This window comes from Bradyrhizobium sp., assembly GCF_035701725.1.
Lineage (GTDB): Bacteria > Pseudomonadota > Alphaproteobacteria > Rhizobiales > Xanthobacteraceae > Bradyrhizobium.
The window spans coordinates 1-18386 of sequence record NZ_DASSRP010000135.1 but is presented as its reverse complement, the minus strand read 5'-3'; the positions used below and the strand labels follow the sequence as shown (position 1 = coordinate 18386).

At 62.3% G+C, this 18386-nt stretch carries 15 protein-coding genes; 8 read left to right on the top strand and 7 right to left on the bottom strand.

What is annotated here, in order from left to right:
- Window positions 1-38 precede the first annotated feature (38 nt).
- Both VFL62_RS07705 and mfd read left to right on the top strand, forming a co-directional pair.
- Window positions 39-329 carry a succinate dehydrogenase assembly factor 2 gene (locus VFL62_RS07705; protein ID WP_325171772.1) on the top strand — a complete coding sequence of 97 codons (291 nt, stop codon included), beginning with the start codon at window positions 39-41 and terminating at the stop codon, window positions 327-329.
- Complete coding sequence (mfd, locus tag VFL62_RS07700) at window positions 326-3844, top strand: transcription-repair coupling factor (RefSeq protein ID WP_325171771.1); 3519 nt, start codon at window positions 326-328, stop codon at window positions 3842-3844. Before VFL62_RS07705 ends, mfd begins: the two co-directional genes overlap by 4 nt.
- A gap of 8 nt (window positions 3845-3852) precedes the next feature.
- Here the strand turns inward: mfd and VFL62_RS07695 are convergent, their stop codons facing one another.
- From VFL62_RS07695 to VFL62_RS07685, 3 genes are all read right to left on the bottom strand, one after another.
- Complete coding sequence (locus VFL62_RS07695; RefSeq protein ID WP_325171770.1) at window positions 3853-5088, bottom strand: GGDEF domain-containing protein; 1236 nt, start codon at window positions 5086-5088, stop codon at window positions 3853-3855.
- An 86-nt stretch (window positions 5089-5174) separates the two neighbouring features.
- A complete protein-coding gene (locus tag VFL62_RS07690) occupies window positions 5175-6677 on the bottom strand; it encodes an AMP-binding protein (RefSeq protein WP_414644645.1) in 1503 nt (500 codons plus the stop codon).
- A gap of 90 nt (window positions 6678-6767) precedes the next feature.
- Window positions 6768-8540, bottom strand: coding sequence for an extracellular solute-binding protein (locus tag VFL62_RS07685; RefSeq protein ID WP_325171813.1), 1773 nt, complete (start codon window positions 8538-8540; stop codon window positions 6768-6770).
- A gap of 290 nt (window positions 8541-8830) precedes the next feature.
- Here VFL62_RS07685 and VFL62_RS07680 point away from each other — a divergent pair, with 290 nt between their 5' ends.
- Window positions 8831-9616, top strand: coding sequence for an invasion associated locus B family protein (locus tag VFL62_RS07680; protein WP_325171768.1), 786 nt, complete (start codon window positions 8831-8833; stop codon window positions 9614-9616).
- 77 nt (window positions 9617-9693) lie between these two features.
- Here the strand turns inward: VFL62_RS07680 and hspQ are convergent, their stop codons facing one another.
- Window positions 9694-10026: a heat shock protein HspQ gene (gene hspQ, locus VFL62_RS07675; RefSeq protein WP_325171767.1), complete on the bottom strand. Its 333-nt coding sequence runs from the start codon at window positions 10024-10026 to the stop codon at window positions 9694-9696.
- A gap of 135 nt (window positions 10027-10161) precedes the next feature.
- Between hspQ and VFL62_RS07670 the strand changes: the two genes are divergently transcribed.
- Window positions 10162-11115, top strand: a complete 954-nt coding sequence (locus tag VFL62_RS07670) for an AEC family transporter (protein ID WP_325171766.1) — start codon at window positions 10162-10164, stop codon at window positions 11113-11115.
- On the opposite strand, the gene VFL62_RS07665 is transcribed toward VFL62_RS07670, so the two are convergent.
- Window positions 11084-12295: a UbiH/UbiF family hydroxylase gene (locus tag VFL62_RS07665; RefSeq protein WP_325171812.1), complete on the bottom strand. Its 1212-nt coding sequence runs from the start codon at window positions 12293-12295 to the stop codon at window positions 11084-11086. The genes VFL62_RS07670 and VFL62_RS07665 overlap by 32 nt on opposite strands.
- A gap of 128 nt (window positions 12296-12423) precedes the next feature.
- Here VFL62_RS07665 and pcsA point away from each other — a divergent pair, with 128 nt between their 5' ends.
- The 3 genes from pcsA (at window position 12424) to VFL62_RS07650 (ending at window position 14930) form a co-directional block, all read left to right on the top strand.
- Window positions 12424-13155: a phosphatidylcholine synthase gene (gene pcsA, locus VFL62_RS07660; protein WP_325171765.1), complete on the top strand. Its 732-nt coding sequence runs from the start codon at window positions 12424-12426 to the stop codon at window positions 13153-13155.
- On the top strand, window positions 13152-13868 hold the full coding sequence (locus tag VFL62_RS07655; protein ID WP_325171764.1) for a TerC family protein: 717 nt from the start codon (window positions 13152-13154) through the stop codon (window positions 13866-13868). Before pcsA ends, VFL62_RS07655 begins: the two co-directional genes overlap by 4 nt.
- 87 nt (window positions 13869-13955) lie before the next feature.
- Entirely contained in the window at window positions 13956-14930 is a 975-nt protein-coding gene (locus VFL62_RS07650; protein ID WP_325171763.1) for a quinone oxidoreductase, read from the top strand.
- A gap of 3 nt (window positions 14931-14933) precedes the next feature.
- Here VFL62_RS07650 and VFL62_RS07645 read toward each other — a convergent pair whose 3' ends face one another.
- Together VFL62_RS07645 and rimO are read right to left on the bottom strand one after the other, a co-directional pair.
- Window positions 14934-16130, bottom strand: coding sequence for an acetylornithine transaminase (locus VFL62_RS07645; RefSeq protein ID WP_325171762.1), 1197 nt, complete (start codon window positions 16128-16130; stop codon window positions 14934-14936).
- Window positions 16131-16361: 231 nt separating this feature from the next.
- Complete coding sequence (rimO, locus tag VFL62_RS07640) at window positions 16362-17687, bottom strand: 30S ribosomal protein S12 methylthiotransferase RimO (protein WP_325171761.1); 1326 nt, start codon at window positions 17685-17687, stop codon at window positions 16362-16364.
- A 118-nt stretch (window positions 17688-17805) separates the two neighbouring features.
- Here rimO and VFL62_RS07635 point away from each other — a divergent pair.
- Window positions 17806-18386, top strand: a 581-nt coding sequence (locus tag VFL62_RS07635) for an ANTAR domain-containing response regulator (RefSeq protein ID WP_325171760.1), incomplete at its 3' end; no start/stop codon positions are given.

Here is an 18386-nt window from a genome sequence, read left to right as displayed (position 1 = left end):
CACGTCCGGGCTTTTGGCGTTGGATGGGATTGCGGAAAATGACAGGAACGACGCGGTCGAGCGGAGGCCTCGACGAACGCCGCAAGCGGCTCTTGTTTCGCTGCTGGCATCGCGGCACTCGCGAGATGGACCTCATCCTCGGCCGATTTGCCGACACCACCATCGCCAGCCTCTCCGATGACGAACTCCTGGAGTTGGAACATCTGATCGAGGTTCCCGATCCCGACCTCTACGCCGCTTTGTCCGGCGATACGCTGCGGGCCGCACAATATGCCGGGCCGTTGTTCGAACGCATCAAGGCATTCCGCCCGGGAGAGCAGGGAGAATGAAGCAACCAGCTCAATCTCCGGCACAATCTCTCGTTCCCGGCCGCGCGTTGACGTTTGCCAATGTCGCCGAAGGCGGCGAGGGCCTGGTTATTTCCGACCTCGCCCGCGCAGTCGCGGCGCGGCCGAAACCGCCGGCCGTTAGCCTTGCGGTCGTATGCCGTGACGGTCCGCGGCTGCAACAACTGGCCCGCGCGCTGTCATTCTTTGCGCCGGATCTCTCCGTGCTGCACTTCCCGGCCTGGGATTGCCAACCCTACGACCGGGTGTCGCCCCATGGCGGCATTCTCTCGGAGCGAATGACGACGCTCGCGCAACTGTCGCGGCTTGTCGGCAGCGAGAAGCCGCTGATCGTTCTGACGACCGTGAATGCGATCGTGCAGCGCGTGCCGGCGCGCGACGTCGTCGCGGCGCAGGCTCTGTCGGTTGCGCCCGGCCATGTGGTGCCGATGGATTCCATCATCGCCTGGCTCGAACATAACGGCTACAGCCGCTCCTCGACCGTTCGCGAACCCGGCGAATACGCGGTGCGTGGCGGTATCCTCGATCTATTCCCGGCCGGGCTCGACCAGCCGGTGCGGTTCGACTTCTTCGGCGACAGCCTGGAATCGATTCGCAGTTTCGATGCGGAGACCCAGCGCACGCTGCTCGACATGCGTTCGCTCGATCTGGTGCCGATTTCCGAATTCCAGCTGACGACGGAAACCATCCGCCGCTTCCGCATGGGCTATGTCGCCGCTTTTGGCGCGCCCGAGCGCGACGATCAGCTTTACGAAGCGGTCAGCGAGGGTCGGCGGCATCCAGGCATGGAACACTGGCTGCCATTGTTCCAGGATCATATGGACACGCTGTTCGATTATCTCGGCGATGCGCCGATCGCGATCGAACCGCAAAGCGAGGACGCGGCGCGCGAGCGCTTCAAGCAGATTGCCGACTATTACGAAGCCCGCCGGGAGGCGCTCGATCACCCGGGCGGAGGCGCGATCTACAAGCCGCTGCCGCCGGACCGGCTTTATCTAACCGAAACGGAATGGAGCCAGCATCTGCAGGAGAGCGCGTTGGCCCGGCTGACGTCTTTTGCCGTGCCCGAAGGCAGCAGCGGCACGGTCGATGCCGGCGCACGGCAGGGCCGCAGCTTTGCGCCCGAGCGCAATGACAGTTCGGTCAACGTCTTCGAGGCCGTGGTTGGTCACGTCCACGCCCTGCAGACCGAACGCAAGAAGGTCGTCATTGCGCTATGGAGCGAAGGCTCGCGGGACCGCATGGAAAGCATGCTGCGCGACCACAAGCTGCTCAATCTCACGAGCGTCAATACCTGGCGTATGGTGCAGGCGACGCCGCGCAATCAAACCATGCTGGCGGTCGTCGGCATGGAAACCGGCTTCGAGACCGACCAGGTTGCGGTCATCACCGAGCAGGACATTCTCGGCGACCGGTTGGTGCGGCCGCGCAAGGCGAGCCGGAAGCTCGATAATTTTATCTCGGAAGTGACCAGCCTTTCGGCCGGCGACATCGTCGTTCACGTCGAACATGGCATCGGACGCTTCGTGGGCCTGCAGACCCTGGACGTCGGCGGCGCGCCGCACGACTGCCTCGAACTGCATTACGCCGCCGATACCAAGCTGTTTCTCCCGGTCGAAAACATCGAGCTGCTGTCGCGTTATGGTACCGACAGCGCCAATGTCGAGCTCGACCGGCTCGGCGGTACCGGCTGGCAGGCGCGCAAGGCCAAGCTGAAGAGCCGAATTCGCGAGATCGCCGGCGAATTGATCAAGATCGCGGCCGAGCGGCACTTGCGTGAAGCCCCCAAGCTCCCGGTCCAGACCCAGGTCTACGACGAATTCTGCGCGCGCTTTCCCTATGAGGAGACCGAAGACCAGCTCACGGCCATCAATGCAACCTTGAAGGACCTCGAGGTCGGTCGACCGATGGACCGGCTGATCTGCGGCGATGTCGGGTTCGGCAAGACCGAAGTCGCCTTGCGCGCGGCGTTTGCGACCGCGCTGGACGGCAAGCAGGTTGCCGTCGTCGTGCCGACGACGCTGCTGGCGCGCCAGCATGCCAAGACCTTCACCGAGCGTTTCCGCGGCTTTCCGGTGAAGGTGGCGCAGGCCTCGCGGCTGATCGCCGCCAAGGAGCTGACGCAGGTCAAGAAGGGGCTGACCGACGGCTCGATCGATATCGTGGTCGGCACCCACGCGCTGCTTGGCAAGTCGATCAAGTTTCGCGACCTCGGCCTCCTGATCGTCGACGAGGAGCAGCATTTCGGTGTCAGCCACAAGGAGCGGCTGAAGCAATTGCGCGCCGAAGTGCACGTCCTCACGCTGAGCGCGACGCCGATCCCGCGCACGCTGCAACTCGCACTCACCGGCGTGCGCGAGCTGTCGATCATCGCGTCACCGCCCGTCGATCGCCTGGCGGTGCGCACCTTTGTGGCGCCGCACGATCCCTTGATGATCCGCGAGGCGCTGCTACGCGAGCGCTACCGCGGCGGGCAGGCATTCTATGTCGTGCCGCGAATCGAAGACCTCGCGAGCGTGAAGGAGTTTCTCGACAAGAACGTGCCGGAGATGAAGGTTGCGGTCGCGCACGGCCAGATGCCGCCGACCGTGATCGAGGATATCATGTCGGCGTTCTACGATGGCAAGTATGACATCCTGCTCTCGACGACCATCGTCGAATCCGGTCTCGACATCCCGAACGCCAACACCCTGATCGTGCACCGTGCCGACATGTTTGGCCTCGCGCAGCTCTATCAGCTCCGCGGCCGGGTCGGGCGTTCGAAGTTGCGCGCCTATGCCCTGTTCACGCTGCCCGCGCAGCAGAAGATCACCGCCCAAGCCGAGCGGCGGTTGAAAGTGCTGCAATCCCTGGAGACCTTGGGCGCGGGCTTCCAGCTTGCCTCTCACGATCTCGATATTCGCGGCGCCGGCAATCTATTGGGCGAAGAACAATCCGGTCACATCAAGGAGGTCGGCTTCGAGCTCTACCAGTCGATGCTGGAGGAGGCGATCGTCAACCTCAAGGCCGGTGTGGTCGAACCCGCGGCGGATCGCTGGTCGCCCCAGATCACCATCGGAATGCCGGTTCTGATCCCGGAGGATTATGTCGCGGACCTCTCGGTCCGGCTGTCGCTGTACCGAAGGCTTGCCGATCTCGAAACCGACGAGGAGATCGACAATTTTGCCGCCGAGTTGCGCGACCGCTTCGGCGTGTTGCCGGACGAAGTCCGTTATCTCTTCAAGGTGGCCGCGATCAAGAATTATTGCCGCAGGGCCAATGTCGAAAAGGTCGATGCGGGACCGAAGGGTGCGGTGATCACTTTCCGCGACAACAAGTTCGCTCAACCCGACCGCCTGGTGTTCTTCATCCGCCAGCACGGTCAGGCGGCGCGCGTAAGGCCGGACATGAAGGTGGTGTTTTTTCAGGATTGGGAGACGGCCGAAGAGCGCCTCGCAGGCACGACAGAAATCCTGCGTCAGCTCGCCAATCTTGCCGAGAACCGCAAGGCGGCCTGATCGCCCGGTCAGGACGCCGCGCGACGGCCTTCGTCGTCGAGGCGGGCGAGCAGCGACTGCACGCTGTCCTGCGGCATCAGCGTGGCAACCGACACGGTCGGTTCGTTTCGCCGCGCCCCCTTGTTGTCGTAGGTGGTATGGCGCATGACGCTGAACAGCCGGCGGGCGATCACATGGGCGGTGCGCAAGTCGGTCTCCGCGAGCGCGACGATCGCCGATCCATCTTCGCGGAGCGTCCCGAAATCCATCTGCCGCATGAGCCGGCTGAGCAGGCGCGCGCCGTCGAGCTTTGCGCGCGGATTCGCCGGATCGAACACGAAGCGCGCCACCGACAAACCACCGCCATTGGCAAGGGTCTGGCTGACCGCGGTCGCAAGGTCGCGATCGAAAGCCGCGCTGGTCAATAGTCCGGTCAGCGGATCGAGCAGGCCGTCGGCATCGATCGCGCGCAGCGTGCGGCTTAAATGAACTTCAAAGGCGTGCTGGCGGATCAATGGCAGCGCATTCGCCGCGACGCGCGCCGGATCACCGGCCACGATCTCAAGATTTGGCAAGTCGTAGGATGGTATCAGGCCGGCGAGAGTCATCACGATGGGCAAGTGTCGAAAGCGAGGATCCTCGCTCAGCACGGTCAGGAAGGCGTCGACCACGCGGTCTGTAAAACCGTCGCAAATGACGATGCCGTCGATATCACGCGCGTTGAGATGCTTGGCGGCGGCTTCGATGCTCAGCGCGCCGACAAGTCCGATACGCTCGCCAAGCGCAACCGAGAGAGCGGGATAGATGCCGGCACGTCCGACCAGAAGCACGGTCGCATCGCGAACCGGATCGACGTCCGCGATCGCCGTTTTGGCTGATGCATCGCTTTGCCGGCGCAACACGGCCGTGTGCAGGCTTCGAACGCGAAGCGCCGCCCGCAGACGCGGCAGCAGGCGATCCCATCCGCCATTTCCTTTCGAGAACGGAATGGCGTTGGCCGGCACGCGTCCTTTGGGGTCGATGGCCAGCAGAGGAAGATAAGGCTTGATGCCAGCGGCCTGATCGGCGAGCGCTGCAAGCCGGGCGTCGGCTCTTTCAGTTGCAGCGGCGAGAACGATCGCGGGGTGTAGTTGCGCGACGGCGCGCGATGCCTCGGCCCAGTCCGCCTCGATGACCGGAAACGCCGCGCTCTGGCCAAGCGCGACCATGAACGCCGGCTGCTTGTCATCGGAGACGACGAGGATCGGACCTTGTTGATGAGACATCTAGGATTCGGATCGCCCAACGCTTGCTCGGCGCGATCCTAGTTTGGCGGTCTTAATGCCCGGTCAACGACACTGGTGAGGCCAGATCAGCCGACGATGGTTCGATCGCGAAAAGCCTCGGCCATCAGCGGGTTAAGCCCAAGCTGGGTCAGCGCCTCGCGGCCGCGCGCGTTGTCCTGGGCTCGCCCTGCAAGGCGGTAGCCGCAGAGGCGATCCGGCAAGGCCGTCAGAAGCGCGCCCTGTCCGAGCCGCTTCGCCCATTCCTGAAGGTCCTGGGAGAGAAAGCGATAGCCGCCAACGGAGACGATGCCTGATGGCGGGGAAGTGATGCAAACCGCGCCCGAGGAACGATCGATGCGCGCTGCATAGCCGGTGTCGGCATAATCGGGGGGCGCCGGCTGGGAGATCAGCGAATCCGTTGCAGGTGCGGGAGGGGCGTACGCTGCGACCGTCACCATCGGGCCACGCAAGGCGAGCGTGCCTTTGGGCGTCAGCACTGTCTCGCCAGCGATCGAGGTGCCGGGAATATCTCGCGGAGCGCCATGAGGCCCGGGCATGATCGGAACCGGCACGCCGTCGGCGGTCCGCCGCGCGCCGAACAATCCAACTTCGCCGAACAGATAGACATCGGTGAACCGGGCCTGCTCAGAGGTCCACTGGGCGCTCGATGCGACCTGTTCGGGCATGCGCCAGAGACCGATGACATGGCGCAATGTCGGCAGACGCGAGGCCATGTCGGCATCGGTGAGCCGTAGCGCCATCGCGGCTGGCGCCACCAGCGTGTCGCAGCCGCAATCGTTGATCTGCCGTTCCAGCACATCGCCCTCATAGGGGTGATGCAAGGCGAGCGTTCCGCCCGAGAGCAGCCAAAGCAGCAGCGAGGAGGTGATTCCTGCGAAGGAGGTTGGCGCAAACGCACACATCAGCCGCGCGCCCTGGGGAATCCGGCTTTCCAGGAAAACAGCCAGCCCGCCGGCAATGAGATTGAGATGCGTCCGTGGCACCGCGCGCAGACCGTCGGATGTGACGTCGAAGGAAATCAGTGCCGCCTTGCGGCCGTCTTGCACCACGGTGCGCTCGGTCGAAGACCCGCTTCTCAGGGCAAGGTCGAGCGAGGCCATGCCTTCAGGCAAGTCCTCGCCAAACCCGCAGACATGGCGGATCGAGAACGCCTCGGCCGCCGCGTTCATTGCGAGATCGGCATGACTGACGCCATCGATCTTGGACGATGTCACGATCGCGCGCGCGCTGGTACGGTTGAGCGCGGCCGTCAGTTCCGCCTGGCGCCATAGCTGCGGCAGCAGCGCAACGATCAATCCGGCGCGATGCGCAGCCAGCACTGTCAGCATGAACTCGATCGTGTTCGGCAATTGCACGCCGATGACCGAATTGACCGGCAACCCGGCGTCGATGAAATGAGCGGCGAGTGCCGAAATGGCGCGGTCGGCCTGGGCAAATGTCATTCGCCGCGGCGCCTGGCCGGTGATGCGGGGCCTGTTGAGAGGGTCTATCAACGCCGGCGCGTCCGGCTGACGCGCCAGAATTCTCTGGAACAATCCGTCGAGCGTTGGCGATACGTTGGTCTGCATCACGGAAGTCTAGATCTCCGACTGAGAAGTTCGCATGATGCTCAACAACCTCTGATGACGGACGTCGAATGCGAATCGGTTTGCACCAGCCTACTGCGATTGCTGCCGCCGATACCACCAGGTTTCCGGAAGATAGCCCGTCAAAGCTGTGGTTTGCGGACGCTGGATCCGATTCCAGCGCGCGATCCATTGCTCTTTGATGTTGAAGACCGGAATTGCGTAGAATCCGGCGATCAGAAGACGATCGAGCGCGCGTACCGCCGAGACGAAGATCGTGCGGTCCTGCGCCGCCAGCATCGCATTGATCATCGCGTCGATCCCCGGGTCCCTGGCGCCCATGTAGTTGCGCGTGCCCGGATTGTCGGCCGCTTCGCTGCCCCAGTAGAAGAATTGCTCGTTGCCCGGAGACAGCGATTGATCCCAGCGGTTCTGGATCATGTCGAAGTCGTAGTGAAGCCGCCGCTGATCGAACTGCACCGCGTCCACGGCGCGGACCCTGGCCTCGATCCCGGCGCGTTTGACGTCACGCGAAAACGCAAGCGCGATCCGCTCCTGGTCGCGCGTCGACACCAGGATTTCGAAGGTCAAAGGCGTTCTGGTGGCGCGTTGGCGCAGCACGGCGCCGTCGAGTTCATAACCCGCCTGCGACAGCAGGTTGAGCGCCTCGCGCAAGGCAGTGCGATCTCGGCCCGAGCCGTCGGTGGTTGGCAGGCGGTAAGTGCCGTCAAGAATGTCGGCGCGGACGTGCGAGGCGAATGGTTTGAGTAGCGCAAGTTCGCGGTCGTCGGCCGCGCGACCATAGGCCGAAAGCTCTGAGCCGGCGAAGAAGCCGGCCGAGCGGGCATAAAGTCCAAAGAAGTAATTCCGATTGACCCAGTCGAAATCGAACAGAAGCGTGAGCGCCTGCCGGACCCGAACATCCGCAAAGACGGGCCGACGTGTGTTGAAGACCAGAAATTCAGACGGTTGCGGCGTGCCGGTCTTGATGGTGTCACGGATCACTTCGCCATTCTGGGCGGCCGGAAAGCCGTATCCGTCGTGCCACCGCAGCGGCTCCCTTTCGACGCGAAAATCATACAGGCCTCGCTTGAAGGCTTCGAAATGACCGTTGGCCTCGCGATAGAAATCAAGTCGGATTTGATCGAAATTCCATAAGCCACGATTGACCGGCAGGTCGCGCCCCCAGTAGTCGGGATTGCGCGTCAGCGTGATGCTCACGCCGGGATTGACCGCCGTGACCCGGTATGGCCCCGAGCCGAGCGGCGCAGCCATCGAGGTTTCCTCAAAGGTTGCGGCATCGATTGCGTGACGCGGCAGAATCGGCATCAGGGCGAGAATCAGCGGCAGTTCGCGGTCCTGAGTTCCCCCAAAATCAAAGCGAACGGTCAGCGGGTCTGGTGCCTCGGCCTTCGCGACTTTCGAATAGTAGGAGCGGTAATTTGGACGTCCTTTGTCGCGCAACAGCGCCCAGGAGAACACGACGTCATCGGCGGTGACAGGATTTCCGTCGGAAAAGCGCGCCCGCGGATCGACACGAAAGGTGACATAGCTTCTGGCCTCGTCGGTCTCGACGCTCCGCGCCAGCAGTCCGTAGAGCGTAAAGGCTTCGTCATCGCCTCGCGCCATCAGGCTTTCGACCACAAAGCCCCTGATCTGCGGGACGGCCAATCCCCGCACGACGAACGGATTGAGGCTATCGAAGGTGCCGACAAGGCCTTGTACTAGCCGTCCGCCCTTCGGCGCATCCGGATTGACATAGGGCATGTGGCCAAAGCTCGGCGGCAGCGCCGGGGCGCCGTGCATGGCGATGGCATGGCTTTCGGCCGCGACAGCTCCGTCCTGGCAGGCCAGCGCGGCCAGGATGAGACCCGCAAGGCCGCAAGACCAGATGACGATGAACCTGCGCGCCGAAATCCACCGACTGAGGCATTGATTTGATTGGGGAGGGCTCACGCTTTCCTGTACCACACCGGCCTAGTACGAGCTCGGCATTGATCTTTTCGTCCGCCTCTGTATGAAGGCGTCCAATTGACCAATCGGGCAGGGGCTTGTCACGCATCCGCCTTAATTGGCAAGGAGACAGCCGCCAAAATGGCCGGGTTTCGGTGCCTGCAGCGGGTTTCGGCGCTTCCGTTCAGAAAGGGTTTTCCGCAATGAATTTCCGTATGTTGGCCGCGCCAGTCGGGCCGCGTGGGCGCGTTCTCGCCTTGATGGCGGCCACCGCTCTTGGAGCCACGTTCCTTGCGACCGACGTTCAGGCCCAGGCACCGGCACCCGCTGCCCCGAAGGCCGCCCCTAAAGCCGCCGCCCCCAAGGCGGCTCCGAAGGCGCCTGCGCCGGCTCCGACCCAGCAGCCGGCAGCTCAGGCCCCTGCGCCGGCGGCGCCTGCCGAGCCCCCGGTTCAGCTGATCTACGCGCCCTGGACCAAATTCTGCCTCAAGGGCCAGGATGCCAACGCCAAGCAGGTTTGTTTCACCGGCAAGGACGGCCGGATCGAATCCGGCCAGCCGGTCGTCGCCGCCGTCGTGATCGAGCCGGAAGGCGAGCCGAAGAAGATCCTGCGCGTGACGCTGCCGCTCGGCATGCTGCTCGCCCACGGTACCCGCATCATCGTCGACAGCAACGCGCCGGCGCAGAGCCCCTACGTGATCTGCTTCCAGAACGGCTGTATGTCCGATTACGAAGTGACGCCGGACCTGCTCAACAGCATGAAGAAGGGCCAGAACCTCGTGGTTCAGGCGATCAGCTCCAAGGGCCAGCCGGTGACGCTCGCGCTGCCGCTCTCGGATTTCGCCAAGGCCTATGACGGACCTCCGACCGATCCGAAAGTGTTCGAGGAGAACCAGAAGAAGCTGCAGGAGGAATTGCAGAAGCGCGCCGAGGAAGCCCGCAAGAAACTCGAGTCCAGCGGCGGTCAGGCCGGCGCAGCGCCGAAATAGCTTTTTTCACATCCTGAACAAAAAGGCGCTCCGATCGAGCGCCTTTTTCTTTGTCTTTCTTTGTCTCTTCCGCGAGGCTAGTTGAGCGACGGATTCCGCGGACGATAGCCGCCGGACTTGTCCTTTATGAAAATTTCCGAGACCTGCGAGTGGCGGATCGGCTGGCCTGAGTCATCCGGCAGAAGATTCTGCTCCGAGACATACGCCACGTACTCGGATTCCGAATTTTCCGCGAGCAGGTGGTAGAACGGTTGGTCCTTGTGAGGGCGAACCTCTTCAGGGATCGACAGCCACCATTCCTCGGTGTTGTTGAATTCCGGGTCGATGTCGAAAATCACGCCCCGGAACGAAAAGATCCGGTGGCGGACGATCTGTCCGATCTGGAACTTGGCGGTGCGCGTTTTGATCATAGCTCGTCGATAGACCATGACGGGGCCTGATGCTAGAGGCTAATCTGCGAATTAACGTTAGCCACTGATCGTATGCATACCGGCAAATCGGGGCCAACACGGACGAAATAACCGCCCCGAGCTCCGACCCTTGCGATGGCCGACGTTCTCAACCTTGCGCTCCCTTATTTCAGCCTGATCTTCATCGGCTTCGCCTGCGGCAGGCTCCGGCAGTTGCCGGAACAGGGCCTCGCCTGGATGAACTTCTTCCTGCTTTACGTTTCTCTGCCCGCGCTGCTGTTTGGAATCACGTCCAGAACGCCTTTCGAAGAGCTCAACAATCCACCATTCCTGATCGCGACCACCTCGGGAACTGCACTCGCTTTCTTTTTCGCCATGGCAGCCGGTCGGCTCGTCGGAAAAATCTCCTTCCGTGATGCGACGCTGGCCGGGCTTGCCGGCGGCTACGGCAATATCGGCTATATGGGCCCCGGGCTGGCGCTGGCGGTACTTGGCACGAAAGCGTCAGCCCCGACCGCCCTGATTTTCTGCTGCGACAGCATCTTCCTGTTTTCGATCGTGCCGTTCCTGATTGCTCTGACCGATCACAGTGAGCACCATTGGCTTCACGCGCTCGGCCTTTTGCTCAAGCAGATCCTGCTCAATCCGCTGATCATGTCAGCCTGCGCCGGCGCGTTCGCAGCCGCATTTCACTTTCGCCCGCCGGTCGCAATCGACAACACCCTTTCATTCTTGCAGAACGCCGCAGCCCCGATGGCGCTGTTCGTGCTTGGGGTCACGGTCGCGCTTCGTCCGTTCGGCCGGGTGCCATGGGAAGTGCCGGCGGTGGTCGCGGTGAAACTGCTGATCCATCCGCTGATCGTGTTCGCGCTGATGCTCTTGGTGGGTCCGTTTCCGCCTTCGTGGGCCGCTACCGCGGTCTTGATGGCATCGCTGCCACCCGCGCTGAATGTCTTCGTCATAGCCCGCCAGAACGAAGCCTGGATCGAGCCGGCTTCCGTCGCTGTCATGATCGGCACTTTTGCCTCAGTCGTGACGCTGACGACGGCCATGTGGATTATTCAGACCGGGCGGCTCGTTTTTCCTTAGCCCGCCACGACGGCGCCAATCCCTCGCGCATGGCGAGCCGACGCAGCGGTCCGAATGCACCGATCAGATGCAAACCCGCAGCGCGAAGCGATTGCATCGGCAGGAACGCGCTGAGCAGCGAGCGGTTTGCCATGTCGACCACGAATGTGCGGCTCATGATGTCGGGGCGTCGTGCTGCGGCATAACGACCGAGCACCGCCGCAGAACCGGGGTCTTCGCCCCCCGTCAATGCCTTACCCACGATCTCGGCAAGGTCAGCGGCATCGCGCAGTCCCATGTTCAGCCCCTGCGCACCGATCGGCGGCAGCACATGCGCGGCATCGCCGACGAGCGCGACCCGCGCGTTGGCGAATTTGGCAGGCTGTTCGATCGCGAGCGGAAACCTGTTGCGGCCGGGCTCGGCCTCCATCTTGCCGAGAATCGAATGCGAACGCGCTTCGGCCGCGTCCGACAATTCCTGATCGCTAAGCGCCATTAGCCGATCAGCTTCTTTTGGCTCCGATACCCACACAACGCTCGAACGGTTGCCGGGAAGCGGCACGAAGACGCAAGGTCCGTGAGACGTATGGAATTCAGTTGAGATATTGTGATGAGGCCTGGAATGGCTGACATTGAATGTCAGCGCGGCCTGTTGAAGTTCGCGGCGTCGCACCGTAATGCCGGCGGCTTCGCGGCACAGCGAATGTCTGCCGTCGGCGCCGACCACAAGACGCGCTGCGATCGATCTGCCGCCCATGAGCTCGATGGTGGCAAGATCCTCCGACGGCTTTACGGCAGCGGCCTCATCCTCGAAGCGGGTGAGGTTTGAGACCGTCGCGGTGCGCGCTTCCAGTGCGGCCACCAGAATTCGGTTCTCGATATTGTATCCAAAGACATCGAGACCGATTTCGCCGCTGGAAAACCTGACTTCCGGCGCCCGGATCAACCGGCCGGTATCGTCGACCAGCCGCATGGTCAGTAATGCGGCCGCTTGGTTTTGACAAAGTGGCCAAACCTCGAGCGCCTCCAGGAAATCGATCGAGCTGCCAAGCAGCGCGGTGGTGCGGTTGTCCGCGTAGAGCGAGCGGCGGGCAATCAAGGCCGTGCGCGCGCCGGATTGCGCGATCGCGATCGCGGCAGACAAGCCCGCCGGTCCCGCACCGACAACAGCAACGTCGTAGGTCGATGTGTTCTCGTTCATATTCATGACATTTGACGTTTCCCTGCGGCATTTTCAAGCCCGCAGCCGACCTTCGAAAAGTGGGCACTCGATGTGCAAATCGGCCGATTCCTGATAGCAGTGTCGGGAAACGAGTGCACTTCCCTCCGATGGATCAAGAGATCGAACGAGATATCGATGCCTCGGCCGCGTCACGTGCGGCCGCCTTTTTCGTGCATGTGTTCACGGCATTGGGGGCGGGCGTGGCGCTGCTGGCAATGCTCGAAGCGGTTCGCGAACATTGGACGGCGATGTTCTGGTGGCTGGGCGTCGCCCTTGTTATCGACGGCGTCGACGGCCCGATGGCGCGGCGACTTGATGTCGTGCGTCTGCAACCGAACTGGTCGGGTGAAGTGCTCGACCTCGTGGTCGATTTTGCCACCTATGTCTTCGTGCCCGCCTATGCCATCACAGCCAGCGGGCTGCTGTGGCCGATCGCCGCGCCCGTGCTTGGGGCAGGCATTGCGGTCTCAGGAGCCCTATATTTCGCCGATCGTCGCATGAAATCGGAAGACAATCATTTTCGGGGCTTTCCCGGCCTGTGGAACATCGCCGCGTTCTATCTGTTTCTGCTGCAGTGGCCGCCGATGGCATCCAGCCTGTCGGTCGCAGTCTTGATAGCCCTCACCTTTATGCCGTTCTACGTCGTGCACCCGGTCCGCGTCCGTCGTCTCCGCTGGCTAACGTTATGCTTGATCGGAGCCGGGATGGCGTTGGCGGTGGTCACGCTCATCTACGATCTGAAGCCAGGGATGACGGTGACGGCCGCACTCTGCGCTATTGGCCTTTACATAGTCGGAAGCGACAGTGCGATCCGGCTGGTTAGGTCGCTCCACGCATGATCGAACTCCTGACGAGCCCGGAAGCCTGGGCTGGCTTGCTGACGCTGACGGCGCTCGAGATCGTTCTCGGCATCGACAACGTCATCTTCATTTCAGTCGTTGTCTCCGGGATTCCGGACGCGCAGGCAAAGCGTGCGCGTCAGGTCGGCCTCGCTTTGGCGCTGGTGTTTCGCATCCTGCTGCTGAGCCTTCTGGTTTGGCTGATCGGGCTGACTCGCGATGTCTTTACGGTGCGTAATGTCGCGTTTTCGTGGCGCGACATCATCCTGATCGCTGGCGGGCTGTTTCTGATCGCGAAGGCCACCCATGAAATTCATCGGGAGGTCGAAGCCCATCCCGACGCCCCGTCCAAGGCCGGCCGGTCGGCCTTTTTCATGGTGATCGCCGAGATCACGGTCATCGATATCGTATTCTCACTCGATTCGATTATCACGGCGATCGGCATGGCCCAGGACCTTGCCATCATGATCTCCGCGGTCGTTATTGCCTGCGTGGTGATGTATGCCGCTTCCGGGGCGGTGGCCCGATTTGTCGCAGCCCATCCGACCACCAAGATGCTGGCGCTGGCATTTCTGGTTTTGATCGGCGTGGCGCTGGTCGCCGACGGCTTCAAATTTCACATTCCGCGCGGCTATATCTATTTTGCGATCGCGTTTTCAGCAATGGTGGAGCTATTCAACGTATTGGCCCGGCGCAATCGCAACAAAGGTTAACATGCGCCAGATTCTCGCGCGCCGAGTTGACAATAGAGCCTTGATGTCATTCGCTCGCGACAACGAAACGCTTGAGGAGATGGGGCTATGACCAAAGCCGTGCGGGTGCACAAGGTCGGAGGTCCGGAGGCCCTGGTCTATGAAGACGCTGAACTGGCGCCGCCGGGTGCCGGCGAAGTGCGCATTCGCCAGCATGCGGTCGGCCTGAACTTCATCGACACCTATTATCGGACCGGCCTCTACAAGGCCCCCGGGCTGCCGTTCATCATCGGTAATGAGGCCGCGGGCGAGGTGGTCGCGGTGGGCCCCGGCGTGACCCATTTCCATCCCGGCGATCGCGTCGCCTATTACGTCAACCTTGGCGCCTACGCCGCCGAGCGCAACATCCCCTGGGAGAGGCTGGTCAAGCTGCCCGATCACATCACCTACGAACAGGGTGCGGTGTTGATGTTGAAGGGGCTCACGGTCTGGTACCTCCTGCACAAGACCTTCAAGGTCGAACCGCACCACCGCGTCTTGATTCATGCCGCCGCCGGCGGCATCGGCTTACTTGCCTGCCAATGGGCGAGGGCGCTGGGAGCCCATGTGATCGGTACCGTCGGCTCCAAGGCCAAGGCGGACCTCGCGCTCGCCAACGGCTGCGACCATGTCATCCTTTACAACGAGGAAGACTTCGTCGCCCGGGTCAAGCAGATCAGCCGCAACGAACTGTGCGACGTGGTCTATGACGGCGTCGGCAAATCGACCTTTCCCGGCTCGCTGTCCTGCCTAAAGCCGCGCGGCCTGTTCGTGAGTTTCGGCAACGCCTCGGGTCCGGTGCCACCGTTTGCGATTGCCGAACTCAACAATCACGGTTCGCTGTTTGCGACCCGGCCGAAGCTCAACGATTACATCGGCAAGCGCTCCGAATTGCTTGAAGGCGCTGACACGCTGTTTGCCGCTGTCATCAACGGCAAACTTCACGTGCCGATCAATCACGCCTACGCGCTGAAGGATGCGGCCAAGGCTCACACCGACCTGGAGAGCCGGGCGACCACCGGGGCCTCGATCCTCAAGCCATAACAGCTAGGCAACGCGGCGCGCCGCGCCCGCTTTCGTCAGCAGCAGATCGAGAGATTCGATCATCAGATCAATTTCTTGAGTCCTCACATTGAGGGCCGGCATGAACCGCAGCGTGTCGGGACGCGGGGCGTTCAGAAGCAGGCCATCGTCGAGTGCCGCAGCGACGATCGCAGGCGCCATCGGCACGCATAGATCAAGCGCGAGCAGCAAGCCGCGGCCACGAACCTCGCCGAGGCCGTGGCGCGCCGACAGCCGCTGCAATGCGCTCTCGAGATAGAGCCCGTTCTCTGTCACCGACTTCAGGAACGCGGGTGCCGAAACCTGGTCCAGCACGGCGAGGCCGGCCGCGCACATCAGGGCATTGCCGTTATAGGTTCCACCCTGATCGCCGTGCTCGAAACAGGACACCGCCTCGGTCGCGAGCAGCGCAGCGAGCGGCACGCCGCCGCCGATGCCCTTGCCGAGCGTCATGATGTCGGGCGTGATGCCGGTGTGCTCGTAATGGAAGAGCTTACCGGTACGGCCCACGCCGGTCTGAATCTCGTCAAGGATCAGAAGCAGGCCAGGTTTTGCGGTAAGCGCACGCAAGTCGCGCAGGAATTCGTCTCTCGCGGGCCAGACGCCGGCTTCGCCCTGGATCGGCTCCAACATTACGGCGACCGTGCTGTCGTTGATGAGCTGCTCGACGGATGAGAGATCATGCCACCGCGCTTTGCGGAATCCCGGCACTTTCGGCTCGAACAGAGGCTCGAAGGCCTTTTTGCCGGAGGCCGACATCGTCGCCAGCGTGCGCCCGTGAAAGCCGCCTTCGAAGGTAATGATCTCAAAGGCACCGTTCTTGTGCAGAGCGCCGTATTTGCGCGCGAGCTTGATCGCGCCCTCATTGGCTTCGGCGCCGGAGTTGGCGAAGAAGACGCGGTCGAAGCAGCTGACATCGGTTAGCGCTTTCGCAAGAGCCACGCTGGCATCGTTGTGATAGGCCGGGCTCGGCGTGATCAGGCGCTTGGCTTGCTCGGTAATCGCCTCGACCAGCGCGGGCGGAGAATGGCCGAGGCAATTGACCGCCCACCCCTGAATGAAATCGAGGTAGCGCTTGCCGCTATCATCCCAGAGATAGGATCCCTTGCCGCGCACGAAAGCGATCGGCGGGCGGGCGGTAATTTCCATCAGCGCGTCGAGCGAGTACGTGGCGTGGGTCATGTCGTCTTCTCCTTGCGGTCGGTAAGAGGGAGCCAAAAAGCAAAAAGGCCGCTACCTTTTCGGGTGCGGCCTTCTCGAAACGTTGCTGATCTGGTTATTCAGCTTGGTCGTCGGACATGGCGCACCCCATCGTCGTCACGGGCGTGACGGCGGCAGGCGGCGCGGGCGATGGTCCGGTTCGAAATCATGGGCGGCGCTGATACAGCCGAACGGCAAGCGCTGTCAAGTACGTCAGAATCCGGCGACGGAGCCGTGCAGGTCGTATTCGTCGGAGCGCTCGATCTTCGCGGTGACGATCTCGCCAACTTTCAGCGGCCTGCGGCTCGTGACATAGACCGAACCGTCGATCTCCGGTGCGTCGGCCTTTGAGCGACCCTTGGCGACGGTCGGGCCGACCTCGTCGATCATCACCGGCTGGCGGGTGCCAATTTTGCGTTTCAAGCGCCGCGCCGAAATCTTCTGCTGACGCGCCATCAGCGCGTTCCAGCGCTCCTGCTTGACCTCGTCTGGCACGACGGGTCCGAGCGCATTGGCCGGCGCACCAGCGACCGGTTCATATTTGAAGCAGCCCAGACGGTCGATCTCGGCTTCCTCGAGCCAGTCGAGCAGCTCGGCAAAGTCTCTATCGGTCTCGCCGGGAAAGCCGACAATGAAGGTCGAGCGCAGCGCCAGATCCGGACACTGCGCGCGCCAGCTCTTGATCCGCGCCAGCGTCTTTTCCTGCGCGGCCGGCCGTTTCATGGCTTTGAGCACTTCCGTGCTTGCGTGCTGGAAAGGGATATCGAGATAGGGCAGAACCTTGCCCTCGTTCATGAGGCCGATGACCTCGTCGACATGCGGGTAGGGGTAGACATATTGCAGCCGCACCCAGACGCCGAATTCGCCGAGCGCCTGCGCCAGATCGAAAAATCTGGCGCGGACTTCGCGATCCTTCCAGCCGCTGGCCGCATATTTGACATCGACGCCATAGGCCGAAGTGTCTTGCGAGATCACCAGCAGTTCCCTGACGCCGGCTTTGACCAGCCGTTCGGCTTCGCGCAGCACGTCACCGGCTGGGCGCGACACCAGGTCGCCACGCAACTTCGGGATGATGCAGAACGAACAGCGGTTGTTGCAGCCCTCGGAAATCTTCAAATAAGCATAGTGCCGCGGCGTCAGCTTGACGCCTTGCGGCGGCACCAGATCAAGATGCGGGTTGTGCGCCGGTGGCAACGCACGATGCACCGCCTCCAGCACGCTTTCATATTGCTGCGGACCGGTGATCGACAGTACGCCGGGATAGGCCTGTTCGATCTGCTCGGGTTCCGCGCCCATGCAGCCGGTGACGATGACCTTGCCGTTTTCGGCCATCGCCTCGCCGATCGCCGAGAGTGATTCCCGCTTGGCGCTGTCGAGAAAGCCGCAGGTGTTGACGATGACCAGGTCGGCCCCGTCATGCTTGCGGGCCAGCTCATAGCCTTCGGCGCGCAGTCGGGTGATAATGCGCTCGGAATCAACGAGCGCCTTGGGGCATCCGAGCGAAACAAAGCTGACTTTAGGCGCGGCGGCCTGCGACATCTTCTGAACTGTCCAGATAAATAGTTGGGCACGAGCTAATCCCAATTACACGCAATTACAAGACTTTGAGCTCAAGCCGCGCAACGTGCTATCAGTGGCGCGGTAATCCGGATGAACGATGGGCACCGAAGCGTCTCCAAAGATTGCAATTGTCGACGAAAGTCCAATCCGCGCCGCGATCCTCGAGGAAGGGTTGCGGGAGGCCGGCTATACCGATGTGGTGCGCATCGAAGAAATGCAGAGCCTCTTGAGCCGCATCTATGCGCTCGATCCCGATGTTATTGTCATCGATCTCGAAAACCCCAGTCGCGACATTCTCGAACAGATGTTCCAGGTCAGCCGTGCGGTGCGCCGGCCGATCGCCATGTTCGTCGATCAAAGCGACGCCGCTTCGATCCAGGCCTCCGTCGACGCCGGGGTCTCGGCCTATATCGTCGACGGCTTGAAAAAAGAACGCCTCAAATCGATCCTCGATCTCTGCATCTCGCGCTTCAACGCCTTTTCCAGGCTCCAGGACGAACTCGACCGCGCCAAATCGGCGCTGGAAGACCGCAAGATCATCGAGCGCGCCAAGGGCATCCTGATGAAACTGAAAGGTCTGACCGAAGACGAGGCCTATGTGTTGCTGCGATCCACCGCCATGCGTGAGAAAAAGAAGATCGGCGAAATCGCCCAGTCGATCCTGACCGCTTCGGAGCT

Excerpts from the sequence above, each read along its gene's own strand:
- VFL62_RS07705 (WP_325171772.1), top strand. The coding sequence starts at position 39 with ATGACAGGAACGACGCGGTCGAGCGGAGGCCTCGACGAACGCCGCAAG.
- mfd (WP_325171771.1), top strand. The coding sequence starts at position 326 with ATGAAGCAACCAGCTCAATCTCCGGCACAATCTCTCGTTCCCGGCCGC.
- VFL62_RS07695 (WP_325171770.1), bottom strand. The coding sequence starts at position 5,088 with ATGTCTCATCAACAAGGTCCGATCCTCGTCGTCTCCGATGACAAGCAG.
- VFL62_RS07690 (WP_414644645.1), bottom strand. The coding sequence starts at position 6,677 with ATGCAGACCAACGTATCGCCAACGCTCGACGGATTGTTCCAGAGAATT.
- VFL62_RS07680 (WP_325171768.1), top strand. The coding sequence starts at position 8,831 with ATGAATTTCCGTATGTTGGCCGCGCCAGTCGGGCCGCGTGGGCGCGTT.
- hspQ (WP_325171767.1), bottom strand. The coding sequence starts at position 10,026 with ATGATCAAAACGCGCACCGCCAAGTTCCAGATCGGACAGATCGTCCGC.
- VFL62_RS07670 (WP_325171766.1), top strand. The coding sequence starts at position 10,162 with ATGGCCGACGTTCTCAACCTTGCGCTCCCTTATTTCAGCCTGATCTTC.
- VFL62_RS07665 (WP_325171812.1), bottom strand. The coding sequence starts at position 12,295 with ATGAACGAGAACACATCGACCTACGACGTTGCTGTTGTCGGTGCGGGA.
- pcsA (WP_325171765.1), top strand. The coding sequence starts at position 12,424 with ATGGATCAAGAGATCGAACGAGATATCGATGCCTCGGCCGCGTCACGT.
- VFL62_RS07655 (WP_325171764.1), top strand. The coding sequence starts at position 13,152 with ATGATCGAACTCCTGACGAGCCCGGAAGCCTGGGCTGGCTTGCTGACG.
- VFL62_RS07650 (WP_325171763.1), top strand. The coding sequence starts at position 13,956 with ATGACCAAAGCCGTGCGGGTGCACAAGGTCGGAGGTCCGGAGGCCCTG.
- VFL62_RS07645 (WP_325171762.1), bottom strand. The coding sequence starts at position 16,130 with ATGACCCACGCCACGTACTCGCTCGACGCGCTGATGGAAATTACCGCC.
- rimO (WP_325171761.1), bottom strand. The coding sequence starts at position 17,687 with ATGTCGCAGGCCGCCGCGCCTAAAGTCAGCTTTGTTTCGCTCGGATGC.